The following is a 17,383-nucleotide window of genomic DNA, read 5'->3' as shown; positions in this document are numbered from 1 at the left end:
GGAAAGTTCTGGTCGTCAAAATTTGTCACTTAACCCGTCATTCTGTCTAAGACATGCAAAGGGTCCATCAGCCTCGTAATGTGACAGAAATTCCGGGGGAATGCCTTCCTTTGCAAAGGTGGCGCGCAACTGTTCCAGGGAAGCGGGATCGCGCCGACCATAGGAAGCCAACGCGAACAGCGAGCGTGCCGTCTCGGGGTCGTGCCGGGCTTCAATGATCGCCTCACTGATAGCTTGGACCGCCCGTTGCCAGTGATTGACGGGTTCGGGCTTCGGCGGTTTCGCCGGCAGACCACTGGTGAACCCGGTTTGGGGCTCGGACCAGAACAGCTTTGCATGCTCGCCTGGCGGGCTGATATCCCTCACCTCGATCAAGCTGATTGCCGTTGCCGCCGCCTCCAGCATCTGCAACCGTATTGCCGGGTTCAGGGTTTCATACGGTCGCCACAGACTTTGCCCAGCACGCAGCGGATGCCCGCAGCCTTGCCAGACTTGGCGGAGATACCCCGCGTAGGTTCCGCACGCCGAAAGCGGGGTGTTCAGCTCATCGAGCAGCGTGCGTAGCAGTCGAAACCACAATCCAGCGTGGATGCGTCGGCACGGCAGTTCCACATGGCCGGTCGTCAGTGCCTGCCAGGTACGCCGGTCCATCACTGCAATCGCGTCGCTGGCGGTGCGCGACGCAGTGTCGGCGTTCTCCCAGCCGAGAAACCGCCCAGGCACGCCCCAATAGGATTCCAGCCAGCAGCCATGCAGCGGGCAGCTCAGCATCAGGGGCAGCTTCCATGCAAGCAGTACGGCTTGGTTTGCCGGGTCGTTCAGACAGAGAGGACAGGCGCGATGTATCGGCTGGCTGGGCAGCCAGGCACGCCAGCTCGTGATGGATCGCGTCCTACGGCGGAGTTTCGGCAGCAGCACCGAGAGCTGGAACGCATAGGTTTCCAATGCGTCTGGAATCTGATCATCAAGGCTGTCCAGTAGCCAAGGCACCCAGCCGGCGAAACTCATGCAACGCAGCCGGTCCGGCTCGATGCCGCTCCGCTGGGAGAGCATCGCCAACAGCGCCAGTGGTGGCGCGGTATCCAGGTCTTCAACCTGAGCGTGACCAAGATCGTGCTCCAGCAGCTCGGACACCTCCATGTGATAGCAAAGGGCCACGCGGTTGAGCCACGAAGACAAGGCTTCGCCTTCTCTGGGGGCCGGATGCAGTGGCCAGCGTGGCGCTGGCTTCACATCAGTTCCCGCTCGAATTGCCGCCGCCGCTCGCTGGGACCGGTGTAATCGGCCATGCTCAGCGTGCGATGGTTGATCGCTTCCTCGCCGCTCTCCACGGCGACGATGGCCGCCGCCATCAGCAAGTGCGCCAGTTCGCCGATGGTGCCCTCGCTGCGTGTGAGCAGGTAGCGGGCCATGTCCAGCGTGGCAATCGACGAGGGGCGCCGCAGTGGAAGCGAAGCGGCGAAACTGGCCAGCAGTGAGCAGCAATCGTGATTGGCCTCCCATACCGGCAGCATCATCGGCTCGAAGCGATTTTCCAACTGGTCATCGGAGCGGATGGCCAGGTAGGCGTCGCGCGTGCCGACCCCGACCAGTGGGATGCGCAGTTCATTGCCGAGGAAGCGCAGGAGATTGAGGAATTCCCGGCGATTGACGCTGTTACCGGCCAGGACGTTGTGCAACTCGTCGATCACCAGCATGCGCACGCCGACCTTGCGCAGCAGTGCCAGCGCCAGTTGTTCCATTTCTGGCAGCCGTGGGCGCGGTCGCAATGGCGCACCCATCGCCGCGAGCAGCGCGACGTAGAAGCGGATTACCGACGGTTCGGATGGCATCTGCACGACCAGTACCGGAATGTGCTCCTGGTCGGCGTCGGCTCTGGCCGGATGCGTGCGCCGGAACTTCTCGACGATCATCGACTTGCCGTTGTTGGTCGGGCCGACCAGCAGCAGGTTGGGCATGCGTTGCTTGTTTGGCCACGTATACAGGATTTCCAGCCGGTTCAGCGCCTCGACTGCTCGCGGATAGCCGATCCAGCGGTCGGCGCGAAGGCGATGGATGCGTTCGTCCGCCGGGAGACGGGCCAAGCCCTGGGCCGCCGGCAGCAGGTGGGACAAGTCGATGATGGGATATTCTTCCACGGCTACCACTCCTCAATCTGGTCGAACGGTTTGGCCGGCGGCTGGTTGTCTGCCTGCTGCCCATCCATGTCAGCGCCCGGTGGTGGCGTGGTTTTGACAGGCGTTGCCGTTGCCTTGAGATGCTGGCGTCGATCCGCGTCGCGCCGCGCCTTGCGCGTAGCCTTCTGCGCGGTGGTAACGATTTCGCGCATCTGGCCGATCATGCGGAACAACGCCGACTCATCCACCTGTTCGCGCCCTTGCTGCCGCAATTTCGCCAGCGCCTGTCGTTGTTCCCAGAGGGTGACAGCCGGGTGCGACAAGGTACGGTAGGGAATTTCCAGGTAGTGCTGCCCCTCTGGTTCCAGCACCCATATGCGGCTGATGTCGCGCGGGTCGCGCCGGATCAGGAACGCAGGCAAGCGGTCCCGCCGAGCTATCCACGGCTTGAGCGCATCGGCGTAGTAGTGGATGTGGTCGATGACGAAGCCGGTGCGGGTCAGCGTGCGGCGGATGATGGGCAGAAAATCGACCAGAAAAGCCGTAGCGCGAGTGATGACGGTTGGCACGCCGGTCCGCGTGATAGCTTCGGCCCAGCGCGCGGCCGGCGGTTGGAGCAGGCCGTTGTGCACGGAGCCGTGATAGGTGCCGACCGCCAATGTGAGCCAGCGCTCCAGCTCGCGCAGTGTCAGGGCGGCCATCTTCTCGGAGGCGTATTCCCCGCGCTGGTCAGGATTGGAGAAGGTCGTCCCCGGCAATTCGTCGTGGATCATCTGCATCGCCGTGCCGATGATCCGTTCCACGATACCGCCGTAGTGCGGCTGCCCGAGCGGGCGATAGTCCAACCGGATGCCATGCTGCTCGCAGCCACGGCGCAGCGCCTCGCTCTTGAACTCAGCCGCGTTGTCCAAGTAGAGCAGTCTGGGCTTGCCGCTCATCGGCCAATCCATCTCTACGTTCAACCCTTCCAACCAAGGGCGCTTGTCGCAGGCGGCATGCACCAAGCACAAGCCGACCGAGACGGCGGACGGGGCTTCCAGCGTAACGACCATGCCAACCACGCAGCGGGTGAATACGTCGATGGCGAGGGTCAGGTATGGACGGCCAATCGGTTGCCGGTCGCGCTCGTCCACCACGATCAGGTCGATGACTGTGTGGTCGATCTGCACCTGCTCCAGCGGCGCGGAGACGGGTGGCGGAACACCACCAACACCTTGCAGGTCGCGGGCGGCATCTTGTCCTTCCCGGCGGTGAGTGACCTCGCGCGGATCGAGGCCGGCGATCCGCAGAGCCACCGTGTTGCGCGCCGGCACCCGCAGCTTTTGCAGCTTGCACGCCCGCACAACTTCGCGGTGGAACGCCGCCAAGCTACGCTTCTGCTTGGTCAGGAAGCGCTTTTGCAGTAACTCGCGGATGATTCGTTCGACCGACTCCGGCAAGCGGCCTTTACCTTTGCCACCGCTCGACTGCCCAAGAGCCAAGTCAGTGACCAGCCCCGATCCTAGCCGGGCACGGCGGATCAGGACGTAGACCTGCCGCCGGGACAGCCCCAATGCCTGGGCTGCCGCGTCGGCCGCTTCATGCCCAACCGTCTCCGACTGCGCCAACGGCCCAATGATCTCCGCGCGACGACGCGCACGCTCCCATGCCTGTTCTGGCAGGGTGGCCACGCCGTGCTCGGTAATCGGTGCGGTATCGGTCGCCATGCTCATCTCGCTTTGGTGCACACGAGTATTGAGCATAGACGAGTTTCGTGCAGAGGAGTCCTGATATCTGGCTGTCAGGAGCCGTATGCACAAGAGGCTTCAAACCGCGCTGAATGGTGCAGTCGTCTTCTGAAAATGACACCGCTTGTCGGCCGCGCGCGGGAGTGCAACAAACCCTCGTTTATTGGAGGATACTGCCCCCTAGTGACCGTCTTGCATCAGCTTCTGAATGAAAAGCCACCAAGCCACTAATCATCGATCGGAGGATATGTGTTGGAATTTACCAAACTTCCAACCTTGTTCGCCGTAACGGGCCGAGATAGTCGCTCAGCGTCAACACTCAGCGTTCCTGAGCGCCTGCCGATTGATAATTGGCATACACTCTAGAGTGTGGTTGCGGACGCTCTTAGAAAACACCAGTCGAGTTCGCGAATTTTTGATACTAAAGAGGAAATGACATGAACAAATTTTTGACAATTTTGGCCGTCGCGCTTATTGGCGCGAGTGCCTCGGCTGTGGCCATGGACGACATGAAAATGGGAATGAAAATGGACATGAAAATGCTCGACGCCAATGGCGACGGCGCGATTTCGAAAGATGAGTTTATGAAGCACCACGAAATGATGTACGACAAGATGAAAAAAAATAAAAACGGGACAGTCGACTTAAAAGACATGTCGATGATGCCGTCTCACGATATGAACATGACGGGCAAGGGAAAATCGAAGGATGGCGCTAAGGCCATGGAAGGTATGGCCAAGTAACGGCTCTATTAGCTCAAGAGTGACAGAACTGTGGCCGGGTAAGCGTTCCTTGAGATTGCTTATCCGGCCATTTGTTTTTCGACTGCGATTCTGGCCATTTGATTTTCGACTATGATCGTTCTAAATTTCGACCTCGAAGATTAATAACCGCAGAGATGTAGCACGGCTAGCTTGTTCGAACCTGCTTAGAACCAGAGTCGCACGCCCGCGACGATCTGACGCTCGCTGCGTGCCGCGTTTTGCTGTCGCGCAAGGGTAGCGGTCTGCCCCAGTTTGCGTGCCCAGGTAATACCGATGTAAGGGGCGAACTCACGGCGGATTTCATATCGTAAACGTAGTCCCAAGCGTGCATCCGAAAAACCGGTGCCAATACCGCGCGCTAAGTCTGACTTGCCGTATGCATTGACTTCCACTTCCGGCGTGAGGATGGCGCGTTGGGTGATTCGCACCGTATATTCACCGCGGGCGCGGGCAGCCGTGCGTCCGGCAGCACCGACATAAACAGCTGCTTCAACGTTGAACCAATAGGGTGTAATCCCCTGCACACCCAGCACGGCCCACTGCCGACTGGGACCGCCGCCGAAATCATGCCGCACGCCCGTCTGCAGATCCCAGAACGCTGCAACTGCATGCGACCACAATACCTCTGCCCTGCCGCTAGACTGTCCCGCGGACCGTTCAGCCTCCGCCTTGAGCCACAGTTTGTTAAAGTCCGTCCCGATCCAGACTGATCCGTCCATATTCAAGCCACTGCTATCGAGCCCGTCGAACCCTTCCAAACGGTCCAACATAACCATCGAAAAGACCGCATTGTCGGACATCTCCATACCGTCCCCTGGAATTGCATATGTGCCATCCGGATTTCGCGGATATGGCCCGGTCTTTGCTGCATTCACCGGGTCCGCAATCGCAGCCGGAGGCATTCGCATTTTTCCGTGATCCATTGGCGGCATGGGCGGCATTGACTGCGCGAAGACCGCAAACGACGCCGATGCTGCGCACGCAAAAGTTAGGCGCCGAAGAGCACGTGCGGCCAGACCGCGCTCCGGAAGCATCGCCGCGTACGAACGAAATGAGTCGACTGTCTTCATGAAACCACCACCATGCGGAACATGCCCGCTTCCATGTGATAAAGAAGGTGGCAATGGAAGGCCCATTGCCCCGGTGCGTCGGCCGTAACCAGGAAACTAATTTTCTTGCTCGGCTGCACATTAACTGTATGTTTGCGTACTAGGAACTTGCCTTGCTCGTCCTCAATGTCGCTGAACATACCGTGCAAATGAATTGGATGGTTCATCATCGAATCGTTGATCAGGGTGATCCGCACGCGTTCCCCGTACCGAAAATGTACAGGGCCCACTTCGGAAAATTTTTTGCCATCAAACCCCCAGACGAAACGTTTCATGTTGCCGGTCAGGCGCATGACAATCTCGCGGCTTGGGGCTCGCTTGTCGAGCGGCCCGCCTACCGAGTGCAAATCAGAATACGTAAGTACCCTGCGTCCATTACCGCGCAGACGCGGACCAGGATCATTTAGCGCACTGGAGGGCGACATTGCACGGGAGTCCACGCTGGGTCCAGTGTCCATGACGGCCATACTCTTATCTCCTGCCATGTCCATACCCGGGCCGTTCTTCTTAGGCGCCATGTCCATGCCTCGTTTATCACTCTCCTTGGACATATTCATCTCGCCGGCATTTTTCCCAGATGACATATCCATTCCAGGCATTGAAGAGTGGCCGCTGTCAGGCATCGCCGCTTTGTTCGTCATTGAAGACATGTCGTGCGCTGCGTTCGGAGGCGAACCACTTTGCATCGGTTTCGTCGATGACATGTCCATACCTTGCATCGCACTGTGGTCTGGTGCGGGGAGCTGAGTTTTCGGTGGCGTGCCGCCCATGTCCATGTCGCCCATTCCCATGTCGACCATGGCGAGCCATGTCTTAGGATCCATCTCCGGGACCGGAGCAGCCATTCCTTTTCTTGGCGCCAGCGTGGCGCGCGTGTAACCTGTGCGGTCAATCGACTGCGCGAAAATTGTATAAGCATTCTCATCTGGAATATGGACGACCACGTCGTACGTTTCGGCGACTGAGATGCGGAACTCGTCGACTTCGACCGGCTCGACTTGTTGTCCATCTGCGGAAACGACGGTCATTTTCAAGCCGGGAATACGCACGTCAAAGATCGTCGTCGAAGAACCGTTAATTATGCGGAGACGCACCTTTTCTCCCGACTTTACAAGTGCGGTCCAGTTTGCGGCGGGTGGCGCACCGTTAGCGAGATAGGTGAACGTCGAACCCGATACATCGCCGAGGTCGGTCGGGTTCATCCGCATCTGGTTCCACATTTTTCGTTTCTCCAGCGCCTTGCCAAGACCCATCTGCGACACGTCGCGGAAGAACATCCCTGCAGTTGGCATCTGAAAATTAAAAAAGTCCGATTCCTGTTTCAGGCGGCGATACAAGAACTCCGGTTCGCTGTCAGTCCAGTCGCTTAAAAGCAATACATGATCGCGATCCGAACTGATCGGATCGGCATTGGCTGGATCGATTACGATCGCGCCGTACAGCCCAGTTTGCTCTTGGAATTTCGTATGGCTGTGATACCAGTAGGTACCATTTTGCTGCACCTTAAATCGATAAGTGAACGTTTCTCCGGGCGCAATTCCGGGAAAGCTAATGCCAGGCACCCCATCCATCTCAAATGGTAGTAAGAGGCCATGCCAGTGAATGGAGGTCGAAGTCTGTAACCGGTTAGTGACGCGAATTGTCACGACATCGCCTTCTCGCATCCGCAGGGTCGGCCCGGGGATCGTGCCATTGACCGATGTGGTTCGTCGCGTCGTCCCGGTAAAATTCATCGGCGTGTCCGAAATGACAAGATCAAATTCAGTCCCTCGCAGTACTTCAGATTGCATCGGGTGCGTCGCTGCCGATGCTGGCCCAGTACCGATAGCAAATGCCGTCGCCACACCTCCTACAGCAAGTCCTTGCACAAATCGGCGACGTGACCTCAGCAACATCCTCTGCTCTTCGACCTCAATGAATTTTCCCACATAACCTCCTTCAATTCGCTCAACAGCCTTCGCAAGCGCTAGGTTCCGAACTACACACTGCCGCGTACCCGTCTCACCTACAAGCCGAAACAGTCACTACAACACGTACTAGCCGCAAACTTGGCATCCTTGCCAAGCATACATCAGACAGCAATATTCCGTCGCGAAAAGGAACAATTCCGAACTTGATCGCCGCTCTCCAATTTAGCTGGCTAGCCCAAATCTTCCATAAGCGGGTGCCAACCAGGCGCGTATCATTCAGAAAGTAATGTATTCTTGACAGCGGAATACTTGCGCTTTATGGTTAGCATTTACAAGAGGTTCACATGACAGGTAGAAAGACAGAGATTCAACGACTGGAACGCTATGGCAACCCGGCAATTTTCTTTCATTGGGTTCTTGCGCTTCTAATCACCATTATGATCGCCTTAGGCTGGTACATGATGTCCGTCGAGGAAGAACCCGGGAGCGACTGGCTTTTCAAACTGCACATTTCGATTGGTATTACGGCAGCGGCATTGATCGCCATGCGGGTAATTTGGCGGCTCAAACATGCACCGACTGCATTACCGTCCTCGCTGCCAGTTTGGCAAGCGAGGGCTTCCCGCTACACACACAAACTGCTGTATTTGCTACTGATACTCATGCCTACGACCGGGTATCTCGGAGCCTCGTTCAGTGGTGATGCTGTGGAGTATTTTGGGGTGCCGACTCCCACGTGGGTGGCGAAAAGCGACTCGCTCAAGGAACAGTTTTTTACTATTCATTCTTGGATCGCCTGGGTTTTGGTCGCGGCAGTGGCGCTCCATGTCCTAGCAGCGCTTAAGCATTTGTGGGTCGACGAAGATGGCGTATTCCAACGCATGTGGCCCTACTAATGATACTAAGCCACTGCGCCGAATAGTGCGCCTACCCCTGCTGTTACCGCCATCGCCAAAGCGCTCCAGAACGTGACGCGAATGACGCCAGGCATGATCTGGGCACCTCCAGTACGCGCTGCCAATCCGCCAAGAATTGCCAGCGATAGCAGTGCGGTCAACGCGACAATCGGAATCAATAGCGCGGTAGGTGCGAGTACCGCAACCCCTAGTGGTAACGCGGCACCTACTGCGAAGCTGGCTGCCGAATAGATCGCTGCTTGCAGCGGCCTAGCAGTGGTAATTTCCGAAATGCCCAGTTCGTCCCTGGCATGGGCACCAATTGCGTCGTGCGCCATCAGTTGCTCAGCGACTCGCGCAGCAAGCGATTGCTCAAGTCCGCGTCGCACATAGATCGCCGTTAGTTCACGGTGTTCGCTATCGATGTCCGCCTCGAGCTCGGCATGCTCTTCAGCTAGAGCGGCCTTTTCAGTGTCGGCTTGCGAATACACCGACACGTATTCGCCCGTCGCCATTGACATCGCGCCGGCGACTAGACCGGCCACGCCGGTCAGCAGAATGCTTCCGTGCCCGGCGCTTGCCGAGGCGACTCCTAAAATAAGGCTCGCGGTAGACACGATTCCATCGTTTGCACCAAGCACTGCTGCGCGAAGCCAACCGATGGCTTCAATACGGTGCCGCTCATCATGTTGTCTTGGCATAGTTGCAGTATCGTCGAAATTAAGAAGATGTTTCTAGCTCGATGGCCCCAGGGTCTTTAATCTTATGCTATCTGGGCACTAAAAGCGACTAATCCCCAATGCCACCTCTAGCAGGGCGTTGAAAAAGGACTGCACTCCTTCGGATTTTGTCGCCCGAAATGCGTTTTTTTCGGGCTGGAAGCCGCATTCTGCCTAAAAACCGGTTTCTCGGCGCTTTCTAGACTGTTTTTTAGTACTTATCAGCACTTTCCGCCCACTCTGGACGGAGTTATCCCACCACCGCCGACAAGCGCCAGCCAAAGATGGTCGCCATGCGGGTCAGGTTGTAAGCTGCGAAGGTGAACGTGGTCTGCGCGCGCACCTTTGCCAGGCCGACGAAGCGCGCCTTGTGCCGGTCGCCAGTGTGGTGGTGGCGTCGACCACGAGGCCGTTACGGTTCTCCATCAGCGCGTGGCCCAGGTAGCACAGCCTGGACTTGTCGCCGTCGCCTTTTTTGTACAGCCGCGCGTCTGGATCGGTCGTCGATTGGTGTGTTTCATTGGAGCGTTTCTCTCCCTTGAAGTCGACTGTGGCGTTGCGCCCGTTGTCGCTCGGCGGCGGCCCGCTGCCATCCTTCTTGGTGAAGCTCTTGACCGAGGCCCCCGCTTCGATCATGGTGCCGTCGACGGTGAAATGTTCGTCCGAAATCAGGCTTTGCCATTCGGCTATGCGCAGCACCTGGGCAAAGAAGCGCTGCGTCATCGCCTCGCTGAACAAGCGCTCGCAGTTGGCACTGAAGGTCGAGTGGTTCCACACGGGCTCGTCGAGGTTCATGCCGACGAACCAGTGGTACAGCAGGTTGTATTCAATGTGCTGCACCAGTTGACGCTCGGAGCGGATCGAGAACAGCGTCTGGATCAAGCTGGCGCGCAGCAGGCGCTCAGGTGCGATGGAAGGACGCCCGCGTCGCGAATACAGTGTCTGGAAATCGTAGTTCATGTTGACCAAGATGGCGTCGACCAGCACCCGTAGCTTGCGCAGTGGATGCGCATCGGGGATGCGTTCCTCCAAAGTGCGGTAACTGTACAGCGAGTGCTGGGTGACGTCGGTCTTGCGCATGATGGCGGTCGAAGGTGGGGTTGATTAGACAACGTTTACCGGCTCGGGTCGGTTGACGGGCGCGGCGATTAAATCAACACCCTGCTAGACCAGTACTTTTTTACGAGCGGAGTATCCTACCGCCTAAACTGGACAGTGGCGTTCGGTAGCTGGTCCTCGGCTTTAACCACGATCAAATGCGTGAGCGCTAGCGACTGCGGTTAGTTGCAGCTAATGCTAGTTCGCGCGAATGAAATGCCGGTCTGCGCGGCTAAATGCAGGTTCATTTGCAGCTAATGCTGGTTTGAAGGGGCTGTCAGTTGCAGTTATTCCTGGCCGAGAGTCGGCTTGAATGCTGGCCGGGCCCCGTTTCAAATGCAGGTCACTACACCTATTCAATCGCGTCGGCCGAGGCCTCGAGATCAGCGAAGCGGGCCGCATTTTCCTGATAGAAGCACGCCGCACGATCGCCAGCGCGCGGGCCGCCGAACTGACATTGGCCGAGCTGGGGGGAATGAAACGTGGCACGCTCACGATTCATGCGAGTCAGACGATCGCCAGCTATTGGCTACCCGAGTTCCTCGTGCAATTTCGCCAAGCGCATCCGGCGATCGCACTGAGCGTGACCATCGATAACACCCACAATGTCGCCCAAGCAGTGGTTCAGGGGGGCGCTGACCTGGGCTTTGTCGAGGGCGCCATCGACGAGCCGACTCTATCGGTCGATGCCATTGCCTCCGACCAGATCGTCGCTGTGGTCGCACCGCACCATCCATGGGCTTCAGGGAGGAGGCTGCTGCACGCGGATCTTCTCGCGGCACAATGGATCTTGCGCGAAAAGGGGTCCGGCACGCGCTCAGCGCTCGAGTGCGCACTTCAGGCGATGCATGTCGACTTCGATGCACTGGATATCGCACTCACATTGCCGTCCAACGAAGCGGTTCGCTCCGCTGTGATGGCCGGCGAGTTCGCCACCGCCATGTCGCAACTGGTCGTCGCCTCGCATCTGCGGGCAGGCTTGCTGGCGAAAGCAAACATCGACTTGCCGGCGCGCGCGTTCTACATGTTGCGCCATCCCGAACGGTACAAGACAAAGGCATCTCTGGCACTGGAAGCGATGATCCGCCTCTCCCAAATAGCGCGCGACGAAACGCCTGCGAAAATTAATTTGAAATAGATGGAATAAATTCGCCGCAGATCCGTTCACCTCGATAACACCCGTTTTTGCGTCCGACTGACCCAACCAGAGAGAATTTCATGAAACAAGCCACCTTCGCCGCCATCCTCGCTATCGCTTCGATCGGCAGCGCTGTCGCCAGCCCGTCGAGCGATGCTGCGCAGATTCACTTCAGCGCCATTGGCGCGGGCGACACATCCATCATCATGCGTGGCTATGCCGACAACGCCCAGCTGACATGGGTCGGCGGGCCGCTCGACGGCATGTACGCCGGCGCCGATGCCATTCGCGCCACCTGGGAAAAGTTCGGCAAGGCTGTCGGGCCGGCGCGCGTGACCGTGCTTGCTCTGGAGGAATCGGCGAACCCAAAGGGTGCGACGATCGTCGCCAAGGTGCAGTTCGAGGGCAAGGCACAGGTCAATGTGCGCTATGTACTGACCTACCGCGATGGCAAGCTGGTCAACGAAACCTGGCAGATTGATCCGAAACTGACCGCTGCAGCGTATTGATCAATCGACCACTACCCCAGTGACAGCCATGCCCAATTCTCGCGACCAGTTGCTGGCCTGCATTCCCCGTCTGCGCCGCTATGCGCGGGCATTGGTCGGCGATCGGTCAGGCGCCGACGACCTGGTGCAGGACACGGTCGAGCGCGGATGGGCGAGATTGACGTCATGGGAGGGTGGTAGCGATATGCGCGCATGGTTGTTCAGCATCATGCACAACCTGCGTATCGACCAGGTGCGGCGGCCATCCGTGCTAACTGAAACGCTCAACGAGGAGACATCGATGGCAACGGCACTCGGGAGTCCTTCAAGCGGACTCGAACTGCGCGACATGGAAACGGCCTTGCGTGCTCTGCCAGAGGAACAGCGTGAAATCCTGCTGTTGGTGGCCTTGGAAGAAATGAGTTACGACGACGTCGCGCAAACGCTCAAGATTCCCATCGGTACGGTCATGTCGCGCCTGTCGCGCGCGCGTGAAAAAATGCGCGCGAATATGGAAGGGAGAGCGTACATCGCCCCCTTGAAGGTGGTCAAATGAATACCCTACCCATCACGGAAGCCGACTTGCACGCCTTCGTCGACGGCAAGCTGCCTGCCGCGCGCCGACTCGAAGTCGACGCCTATCTGGCGCAGCGCCCGGAAGAGGCGGAGCGGCTGCGCGCCTATACAGCGCAAAACGAAGAACTGCGCGCGCTGTTCAATCCCGTGCTCGACGAAGCGGTGCCGGAGCGCTTAAGCGCAGCGCGACCGCGCCAGTGGCAATGGCAGCGGCTGGTAGCCGGTCTTGCCATCGCCCTGTTCAGCGGCACGACAGGGTGGTTACTGCATGGCCAGCAGGCAGGCGAGATTCAATACGCCCAAGGTGATTCCATGCAAGCCAGGCCGGCGCTGTACGTTGCCGGCCTGGCCCATCAGGCCGCAATCGCCCACGTTGTCTATAGCCCGGATGTCAAGCGGCCGGTGGAAATCGGGGCTGACCAGGAAGAGCAACTGGTGGCGTGGCTGTCCAAACGCCTCGGCACCGCAATTCGGCCACCCCGGCTGGGCAAACTCGGCTACGAGCTGATCGGTGGTCGCCTGCTGCCTGGCGCCCAGGGCGCGGTGGCGCAGTTCATGTACCACGACGCGACCGGACAGCGCCTCACCTTGTACGTGTCGACCGATCAGGCGCACAACAAGGACACGGGTTTTCGCTTCGCACAGGAGGGACCGGTGAATGTGTTTTATTGGATCGACGGCAAATTCGGCTATGCGCTGTCGGCTGGAACTAACAAGGCCGAACTGGCGCGCGTTGCCACCGCCGTGTACGACCAACTGGAGAAACCGTCATGACCCTGATCAACCGGCCTTTGTATTATCGACGCTTGGGCACGTTCGCCGTTGCCGCCCTCATTGGCGCTAGTGCGCTCGGACAGGCCATGCCCCACCATCATGGCCAGTCGGCAGCGGCAAAGCCCCCCGTATTTATCGCCAGCACGGCCAAGCCGTTTGCCGCGCTGATGGACGATGCCATGGCCGTCATGGATGACGGCATGAAGCGCGCGCCAATGAATGGCGTTGCGGAACATGATTTCGTGACGATGATGATTCCGCACCATCAGGGCGCAATCGATATGGCGAAGGCGCTGCTGCTCACCACCAAGGATCCTGAATTGCGCAACGTCGCCCAAGGCATCATCACGGAACAGCAAAACGAAATCAAGATTATGCAGGCCTGGCTGCAGCGCTACCAATCGGTTCAGGAAAAAGTTGCTCCCACTTCGATCACCAAGAAAGAATAATCATGCAAATCCGTCACTTCGTTTTCTCGTTGACCCTCAGCAGCCTGCTCACCGCCTCCGCGTTTGCCGCTCCAGGCGCGCAAGACCGCGTCTACACCGCTGACCAGAATACCAATACCGTTTCGGTGATCAACCCTGCGACCAACAGGCTGCTCGGCCAAATCAAACTGGGCAACCAGCGCCCGGATGTGCTCTCGCCGCTGTACAAGGGCGAGATCAATGTGCATGGCCTGGGCTTTTCGCCCGACCACAAGACCCTGATTGCCATTTCAAACGGTTCCAATTCGGTAGCATTCATCGATACGGCGACCAACAAGGTCAAAGGCATCACCTACATCGGTCGGTCGCCGCATGAAGGCTTTTTTACAGCGGATGGACGCGAGGTATGGGCCGTGGTACGCGGTGAGAACTACATCTCGGTGATCGACCCGCTCACCTTCAAAGAGAAAAAGCGGATCGAAACGACCGTGGGCCCCGGCATGGTGCAGTTCCTTCCAAGCGGCAAACTGGCATTTGTCGTCTCCAGTTTCAACCCCGTGGTCGACGTGATCGACATGAAGTCGCACAAGGTCATCAAGCACATCAAGGTTGTCAGCCCGTTCTCGCCATTTCTGCAATTCACCCCTGACTTCAAGGAAATGTGGATGACGCACAAGGATGCCGGCAAAGTGACGCGCATCGATACTGCCAGCCTGGAAGTAAAGGGCGTTATCGACACCGGTTTCATCACTAACCACCTGGCCTTCGCCAAGACTGCGGCCGGCACCCGTGCGTACGTGACGATCGGCGGCGAGAATGTCGTCAAGGTGTACACCACCGACGCCATGCCAACGCTCGTCGCAACGATCCCGACCGGAGCACTGCCTCACGGCATCTGGACCTCCGACGACGGCACCCGTCTGTATGTGGGACTGGAAAACGGCGACGCTGTCGATGTCATCGACAGCGCGAGCAACAAGGTGATTGCGCGCGTACCGGTCGGCCAGGCGCCGCAGGCACTGGTGTATGTCTCGAACGCTGTGCCGCACGGCGACGGCATTACCAACCTGGTCCCCAGCGCCAACAGTGAGCCGATCAACATCGCCCTCAAACCCGCTGCCGGCGAGGCCAAGGGTTTTGTTGTGGCGCGCAACCTGGGCGTGGTGGACTCGCTGGAAGTCTCGCTGTTCAAGCTCAGGCCACAAACCGTTTATAGCGTGTACGTCACTGGCCAAGCTACACCTGTAGCCAGTTTCAAGACCAATCCCATGGGCATGGCAAACGGCACTGCGATCGGGCCAATGCGCGATGTGAGCAACAGTCTGAACTCCAAGGCTGTCACCGCGAGCCGCGTCCTGGTGATGGAAGGCGACGTTGCAGCCGATCCACAGAAGACCGTACTGAGCAGCGCGCCGTAAGCAAAATGCGATAAAACTGTGTCAGTATAGCACTGACCAATTTCACAACAATAACGGAGACCCGTATGGCGAAGACCTCGTTGGTATTGACCGCAGAGGCGTTGCGGCGCCGTTCCTTTCTGAGACAGGCTAGCACGCTCGGTGCCGCCACCGCTTTCGGCAGCCCGGTCTTAAGTGCGCTAGCGGCGGAAGCCGGCCATGTCACGCTGCCGTTTGAAAACGGCGAGCGCGAACTGGTCGCCTATCCCCAAAAGCGGCCACTGATTCTGCTTACCGCCCGTCCGCCCCAGCTGGAAACGCCGTTCAGTGTGTTCAACGAATCAGTGATCACGCCCAACGATGCGTTCTTCGTACGCTATCACTGGAGTGGCATACCCACCGCAGTTGATGCGCAAACCTACCGTCTCAAAGTCGGCGGCAATGTCAATACGCCGCTGGAGCTCTCGCTCGCCGACCTTAAGCAAATGGCTGACGCCACCGAACTGGTTGCCGTGAACCAGTGTTCCGGTAACAGCCGCGGCCACCTGTCGCCGCGCGCCAACGGCGGCCAGCTATCGAATGGTGCTATGGGCAACGCGCGCTGGACTGGCGTCCCGCTACGCAAGGTGCTGGAAAAGGCGGGCGTCAAGGCCGGGTCGGTACAGGTCTCGTTCAATGGCCTTGACACGCCGCCCGTCGGCGACGGACCCGATTTCATGAAGGCGCTCAATATCGACCATGCGCTCGACGGCGAAGTCATGCTTGCCTGGCAAATGAACGGTGCCGATCTGCCCATGTTGAATGGCTACCCACTGCGCCTGGTGGTGCCCGGCTACTACGGCACCTACTGGGTCAAGCATTTGTCCGACATTACCGTGACCGACAAGGTATTCGATGGGTTTTGGATGAGCACGGCCTATCGCATCCCGGACAATCAGTGCGCGTGTACCGAACCGGGAAAAGCGCCGACCAAGACCGTCCCGATCAACCGCCTCAACGTGCGCTCGTTCGTGACCAGCCTGACGGACGGCATGCACGTCAAGGTCGGGCGCCAGACTGTGGTGCGCGGGATTGCGTTCGACGGCGGCTACGGCGTGAATGAAGTGGCGTTTTCATCTGACGGCGGCAAGAATTGGCAAGCTGCACAACTGGGCAAGGACCTGGGGCGCTACTCTTTCCGAGAGTGGAGCGCGGCGTTCACGCCGAAACAAAAAGGAAACCACGAACTGCTGGTTCGAGCGGTCAACCGGATCGGTCAAGGCCAACCGGCGAGCGCCCTGTGGAATCCTGCCGGCTACATGCGCAATGTGGTCGAATCGACGCGCGTCGTCGCGGTATAAGGGGAACTAAATTGAAACATCCACTGATTTGCTCTCTGTTCACCATCAGCCTGATGCCTGCGGCCCCAGCTTTCGCCCTCGACATTCAGCTTCCGCCTGAAACTGCTGTCTTCAAACCCAGCCAGTTGCCGGGATATGCGCTGGCCCAGCGCAATTGCATGACATGTCACTCGGTCCATTACATCCAGTCGCAGCCCACGACATCACCGCGCGGCTACTGGGATGCCACGGTGAGAAAGATGAAGAAACCGTTCGGTGCGCAATTCTCAGACGCGGATATCCCGGACATGGTCGATTACCTGGTCAAGACCTACGGTGCCGAACGCAGTAACGCAGTGCCGATTGCGAACGCGGCGATAAAGCCAGCTGCAGTTGCACCGAAGGCCGGCGCCACCGCAGCAATCGATACGAAAGCGTTGCTTGCCGCAAATGCTTGCATGGGATGTCATTCGATCGACAAAAAGGTCGTCGGGCCGGCATTCAAGGAAGTGGTGGCAAAGTACAAGGGCAAGGCAGACGCGGTATCACTGGTGGCGAGGAATATTCGAGCGGGCGGCGCTGGCAAATGGGGGCCTGTACCGATGCCAGCTTTCTCCCAACTGAGCGAGGGCGAAGCGATGGCCTTGGCGCATTATGTCCTGGCGCAATGAATTTGATGCCATCCCCTTCCTGTAGACGCCTTTACTGAGCATGCCCGCCGGGGACGTGCTTCGCGCCATGCCGTCGCTCGCCCCGGCACAGCCGGGGGCCGGCCGGTGCTGCTTTTCAACAACGGGCAAGCGGGCGCTGAGACAAATCAGGCCGGTTTGACCCGCTTACGCAACAGACTGCCGGCCGCGTTATCCTCGAACCGGCTGGCCTCCTCAATGTAGCCATGGACCGTGCCGTCGTGGCGCCAGCCT

General features: G+C 58.7%; 16 protein-coding genes and 1 pseudogene. 10 read left to right on the top strand and 7 right to left on the bottom strand.

Annotated elements, in window-relative coordinates; translation table 11 throughout:
- Window positions 1–15: 15 nt before the first annotated feature.
- From LPB67_RS06020 to LPB67_RS06010, 3 genes are read right to left on the bottom strand one after another with little or no spacing between them, the layout of a single operon-like run.
- Window positions 16–1,233 carry a TniQ family protein gene (locus LPB67_RS06020; RefSeq protein ID WP_070221479.1) on the bottom strand — a complete coding sequence of 406 codons (1,218 nt, stop codon included), beginning with the start codon at window positions 1,231–1,233 and terminating at the stop codon, window positions 16–18.
- Window positions 1,230–2,138, bottom strand: a complete 909-nt coding sequence (locus LPB67_RS06015) for a TniB family NTP-binding protein (protein WP_009687862.1) — start codon at window positions 2,136–2,138, stop codon at window positions 1,230–1,232. The genes LPB67_RS06020 and LPB67_RS06015 overlap by 4 nt, the downstream gene beginning before the upstream one ends.
- A 2-nt stretch (window positions 2,139–2,140) precedes the next feature.
- On the bottom strand, window positions 2,141–3,823 hold the full coding sequence (locus LPB67_RS06010) for a Mu transposase C-terminal domain-containing protein (RefSeq protein ID WP_011875634.1): 1,683 nt from the start codon (window positions 3,821–3,823) through the stop codon (window positions 2,141–2,143).
- A gap of 458 nt (window positions 3,824–4,281) precedes the next feature.
- On the opposite strand from LPB67_RS06010, the gene LPB67_RS06005 reads away from it, so the two are divergent.
- A complete protein-coding gene (locus LPB67_RS06005) occupies window positions 4,282–4,587 on the top strand; it encodes a hypothetical protein (protein ID WP_195875757.1) in 306 nt (101 codons plus the stop codon).
- A gap of 185 nt (window positions 4,588–4,772) precedes the next feature.
- On the opposite strand, the gene LPB67_RS06000 is transcribed toward LPB67_RS06005, so the two are convergent.
- Both LPB67_RS06000 and LPB67_RS05995 read right to left on the bottom strand, forming a co-directional pair.
- Window positions 4,773–5,378: a copper resistance protein B gene (locus tag LPB67_RS06000; RefSeq protein ID WP_262836826.1), complete on the bottom strand. Its 606-nt coding sequence runs from the start codon at window positions 5,376–5,378 to the stop codon at window positions 4,773–4,775.
- Window positions 5,379–5,674: 296 nt separating this feature from the next.
- Entirely contained in the window at window positions 5,675–7,612 is a 1,938-nt protein-coding gene (locus LPB67_RS05995) for a copper resistance system multicopper oxidase (RefSeq protein WP_195875817.1), read from the bottom strand.
- A gap of 359 nt (window positions 7,613–7,971) precedes the next feature.
- Here LPB67_RS05995 and LPB67_RS05990 point away from each other — a divergent pair, with 359 nt between their 5' ends.
- The gene (locus LPB67_RS05990) at window positions 7,972–8,523 is read left to right on the top strand and encodes a cytochrome b (RefSeq protein ID WP_195875759.1); all 552 of its coding nucleotides are present in this window, start codon (window positions 7,972–7,974) and stop codon (window positions 8,521–8,523) included.
- A 5-nt stretch (window positions 8,524–8,528) separates the two neighbouring features.
- Here LPB67_RS05990 and LPB67_RS05985 read toward each other — a convergent pair whose 3' ends face one another.
- Both LPB67_RS05985 and LPB67_RS05980 read right to left on the bottom strand, forming a co-directional pair.
- Complete coding sequence (locus LPB67_RS05985) at window positions 8,529–9,224, bottom strand: VIT family protein (protein WP_195875760.1); 696 nt, start codon at window positions 9,222–9,224, stop codon at window positions 8,529–8,531.
- 348 nt (window positions 9,225–9,572) lie between these two features.
- Window positions 9,573–10,322, bottom strand: a pseudogene (locus tag LPB67_RS05980) (IS5 family transposase); the annotation flags it as partial.
- A gap of 331 nt (window positions 10,323–10,653) precedes the next feature.
- On the opposite strand from LPB67_RS05980, the gene LPB67_RS05975 reads away from it, so the two are divergent.
- The 8 genes from LPB67_RS05975 (at window position 10,654) to LPB67_RS05940 (ending at window position 17,131) form a co-directional block, all read left to right on the top strand.
- Window positions 10,654–11,478: a LysR family transcriptional regulator gene (locus LPB67_RS05975; RefSeq protein ID WP_262836183.1), complete on the top strand. Its 825-nt coding sequence runs from the start codon at window positions 10,654–10,656 to the stop codon at window positions 11,476–11,478.
- A gap of 80 nt (window positions 11,479–11,558) precedes the next feature.
- Window positions 11,559–11,987, top strand: a complete 429-nt coding sequence (locus tag LPB67_RS05970) for a nuclear transport factor 2 family protein (protein WP_034303915.1) — start codon at window positions 11,559–11,561, stop codon at window positions 11,985–11,987.
- Between the two features lie 28 nt (window positions 11,988–12,015).
- A complete protein-coding gene (locus LPB67_RS05965; protein WP_034303913.1) occupies window positions 12,016–12,522 on the top strand; it encodes an RNA polymerase sigma factor in 507 nt (168 codons plus the stop codon).
- A complete protein-coding gene (locus tag LPB67_RS05960) occupies window positions 12,519–13,316 on the top strand; it encodes an anti-sigma factor family protein (protein ID WP_034303912.1) in 798 nt (265 codons plus the stop codon). Before LPB67_RS05965 ends, LPB67_RS05960 begins: the two co-directional genes overlap by 4 nt.
- Window positions 13,313–13,765, top strand: coding sequence for a DUF305 domain-containing protein (locus tag LPB67_RS05955; protein WP_136223449.1), 453 nt, complete (start codon window positions 13,313–13,315; stop codon window positions 13,763–13,765). Before LPB67_RS05960 ends, LPB67_RS05955 begins: the two co-directional genes overlap by 4 nt.
- A 2-nt stretch (window positions 13,766–13,767) precedes the next feature.
- The gene (locus LPB67_RS05950) at window positions 13,768–15,162 is read left to right on the top strand and encodes a hypothetical protein (protein ID WP_262836182.1); all 1,395 of its coding nucleotides are present in this window, start codon (window positions 13,768–13,770) and stop codon (window positions 15,160–15,162) included.
- 65 nt (window positions 15,163–15,227) lie between these two features.
- On the top strand, window positions 15,228–16,481 hold the full coding sequence (locus LPB67_RS05945; protein WP_262836181.1) for a molybdopterin-dependent oxidoreductase: 1,254 nt from the start codon (window positions 15,228–15,230) through the stop codon (window positions 16,479–16,481).
- Between the two features lie 11 nt (window positions 16,482–16,492).
- Window positions 16,493–17,131 carry a c-type cytochrome gene (locus LPB67_RS05940; RefSeq protein WP_262836180.1) on the top strand — a complete coding sequence of 213 codons (639 nt, stop codon included), beginning with the start codon at window positions 16,493–16,495 and terminating at the stop codon, window positions 17,129–17,131.
- Window positions 17,132–17,383 lie beyond the last annotated feature (252 nt).

Origin of the sequence: Undibacterium sp. Jales W-56 (genome assembly GCF_025548535.1) — a bacterium.
Classification (GTDB): Bacteria; Pseudomonadota; Gammaproteobacteria; order Burkholderiales; family Burkholderiaceae_D; genus Undibacterium.
The sequence above is the reverse complement of the archived record's forward strand: the minus strand, read 5'-3'. Positions and strand labels throughout refer to the sequence as shown.

Excerpts from the sequence above, each read along its gene's own strand:
- LPB67_RS06010 (WP_011875634.1), bottom strand. The coding sequence starts at position 3,823 with ATGGCGACCGATACCGCACCGATTACCGAGCACGGCGTGGCCACCCTG.
- LPB67_RS06005 (WP_195875757.1), top strand. The coding sequence starts at position 4,282 with ATGAACAAATTTTTGACAATTTTGGCCGTCGCGCTTATTGGCGCGAGT.
- LPB67_RS06000 (WP_262836826.1), bottom strand. The coding sequence starts at position 5,378 with ATGTTGGACCGTTTGGAAGGGTTCGACGGGCTCGATAGCAGTGGCTTG.
- LPB67_RS05995 (WP_195875817.1), bottom strand. The coding sequence starts at position 7,612 with ATGTTGCTGAGGTCACGTCGCCGATTTGTGCAAGGACTTGCTGTAGGA.
- LPB67_RS05990 (WP_195875759.1), top strand. The coding sequence starts at position 7,972 with ATGACAGGTAGAAAGACAGAGATTCAACGACTGGAACGCTATGGCAAC.
- LPB67_RS05985 (WP_195875760.1), bottom strand. The coding sequence starts at position 9,224 with ATGCCAAGACAACATGATGAGCGGCACCGTATTGAAGCCATCGGTTGG.
- LPB67_RS05975 (WP_262836183.1), top strand. The coding sequence starts at position 10,654 with ATGCTGGCCGGGCCCCGTTTCAAATGCAGGTCACTACACCTATTCAAT.
- LPB67_RS05970 (WP_034303915.1), top strand. The coding sequence starts at position 11,559 with ATGAAACAAGCCACCTTCGCCGCCATCCTCGCTATCGCTTCGATCGGC.
- LPB67_RS05965 (WP_034303913.1), top strand. The coding sequence starts at position 12,016 with ATGCCCAATTCTCGCGACCAGTTGCTGGCCTGCATTCCCCGTCTGCGC.
- LPB67_RS05960 (WP_034303912.1), top strand. The coding sequence starts at position 12,519 with ATGAATACCCTACCCATCACGGAAGCCGACTTGCACGCCTTCGTCGAC.
- LPB67_RS05955 (WP_136223449.1), top strand. The coding sequence starts at position 13,313 with ATGACCCTGATCAACCGGCCTTTGTATTATCGACGCTTGGGCACGTTC.
- LPB67_RS05950 (WP_262836182.1), top strand. The coding sequence starts at position 13,768 with ATGCAAATCCGTCACTTCGTTTTCTCGTTGACCCTCAGCAGCCTGCTC.
- LPB67_RS05945 (WP_262836181.1), top strand. The coding sequence starts at position 15,228 with ATGGCGAAGACCTCGTTGGTATTGACCGCAGAGGCGTTGCGGCGCCGT.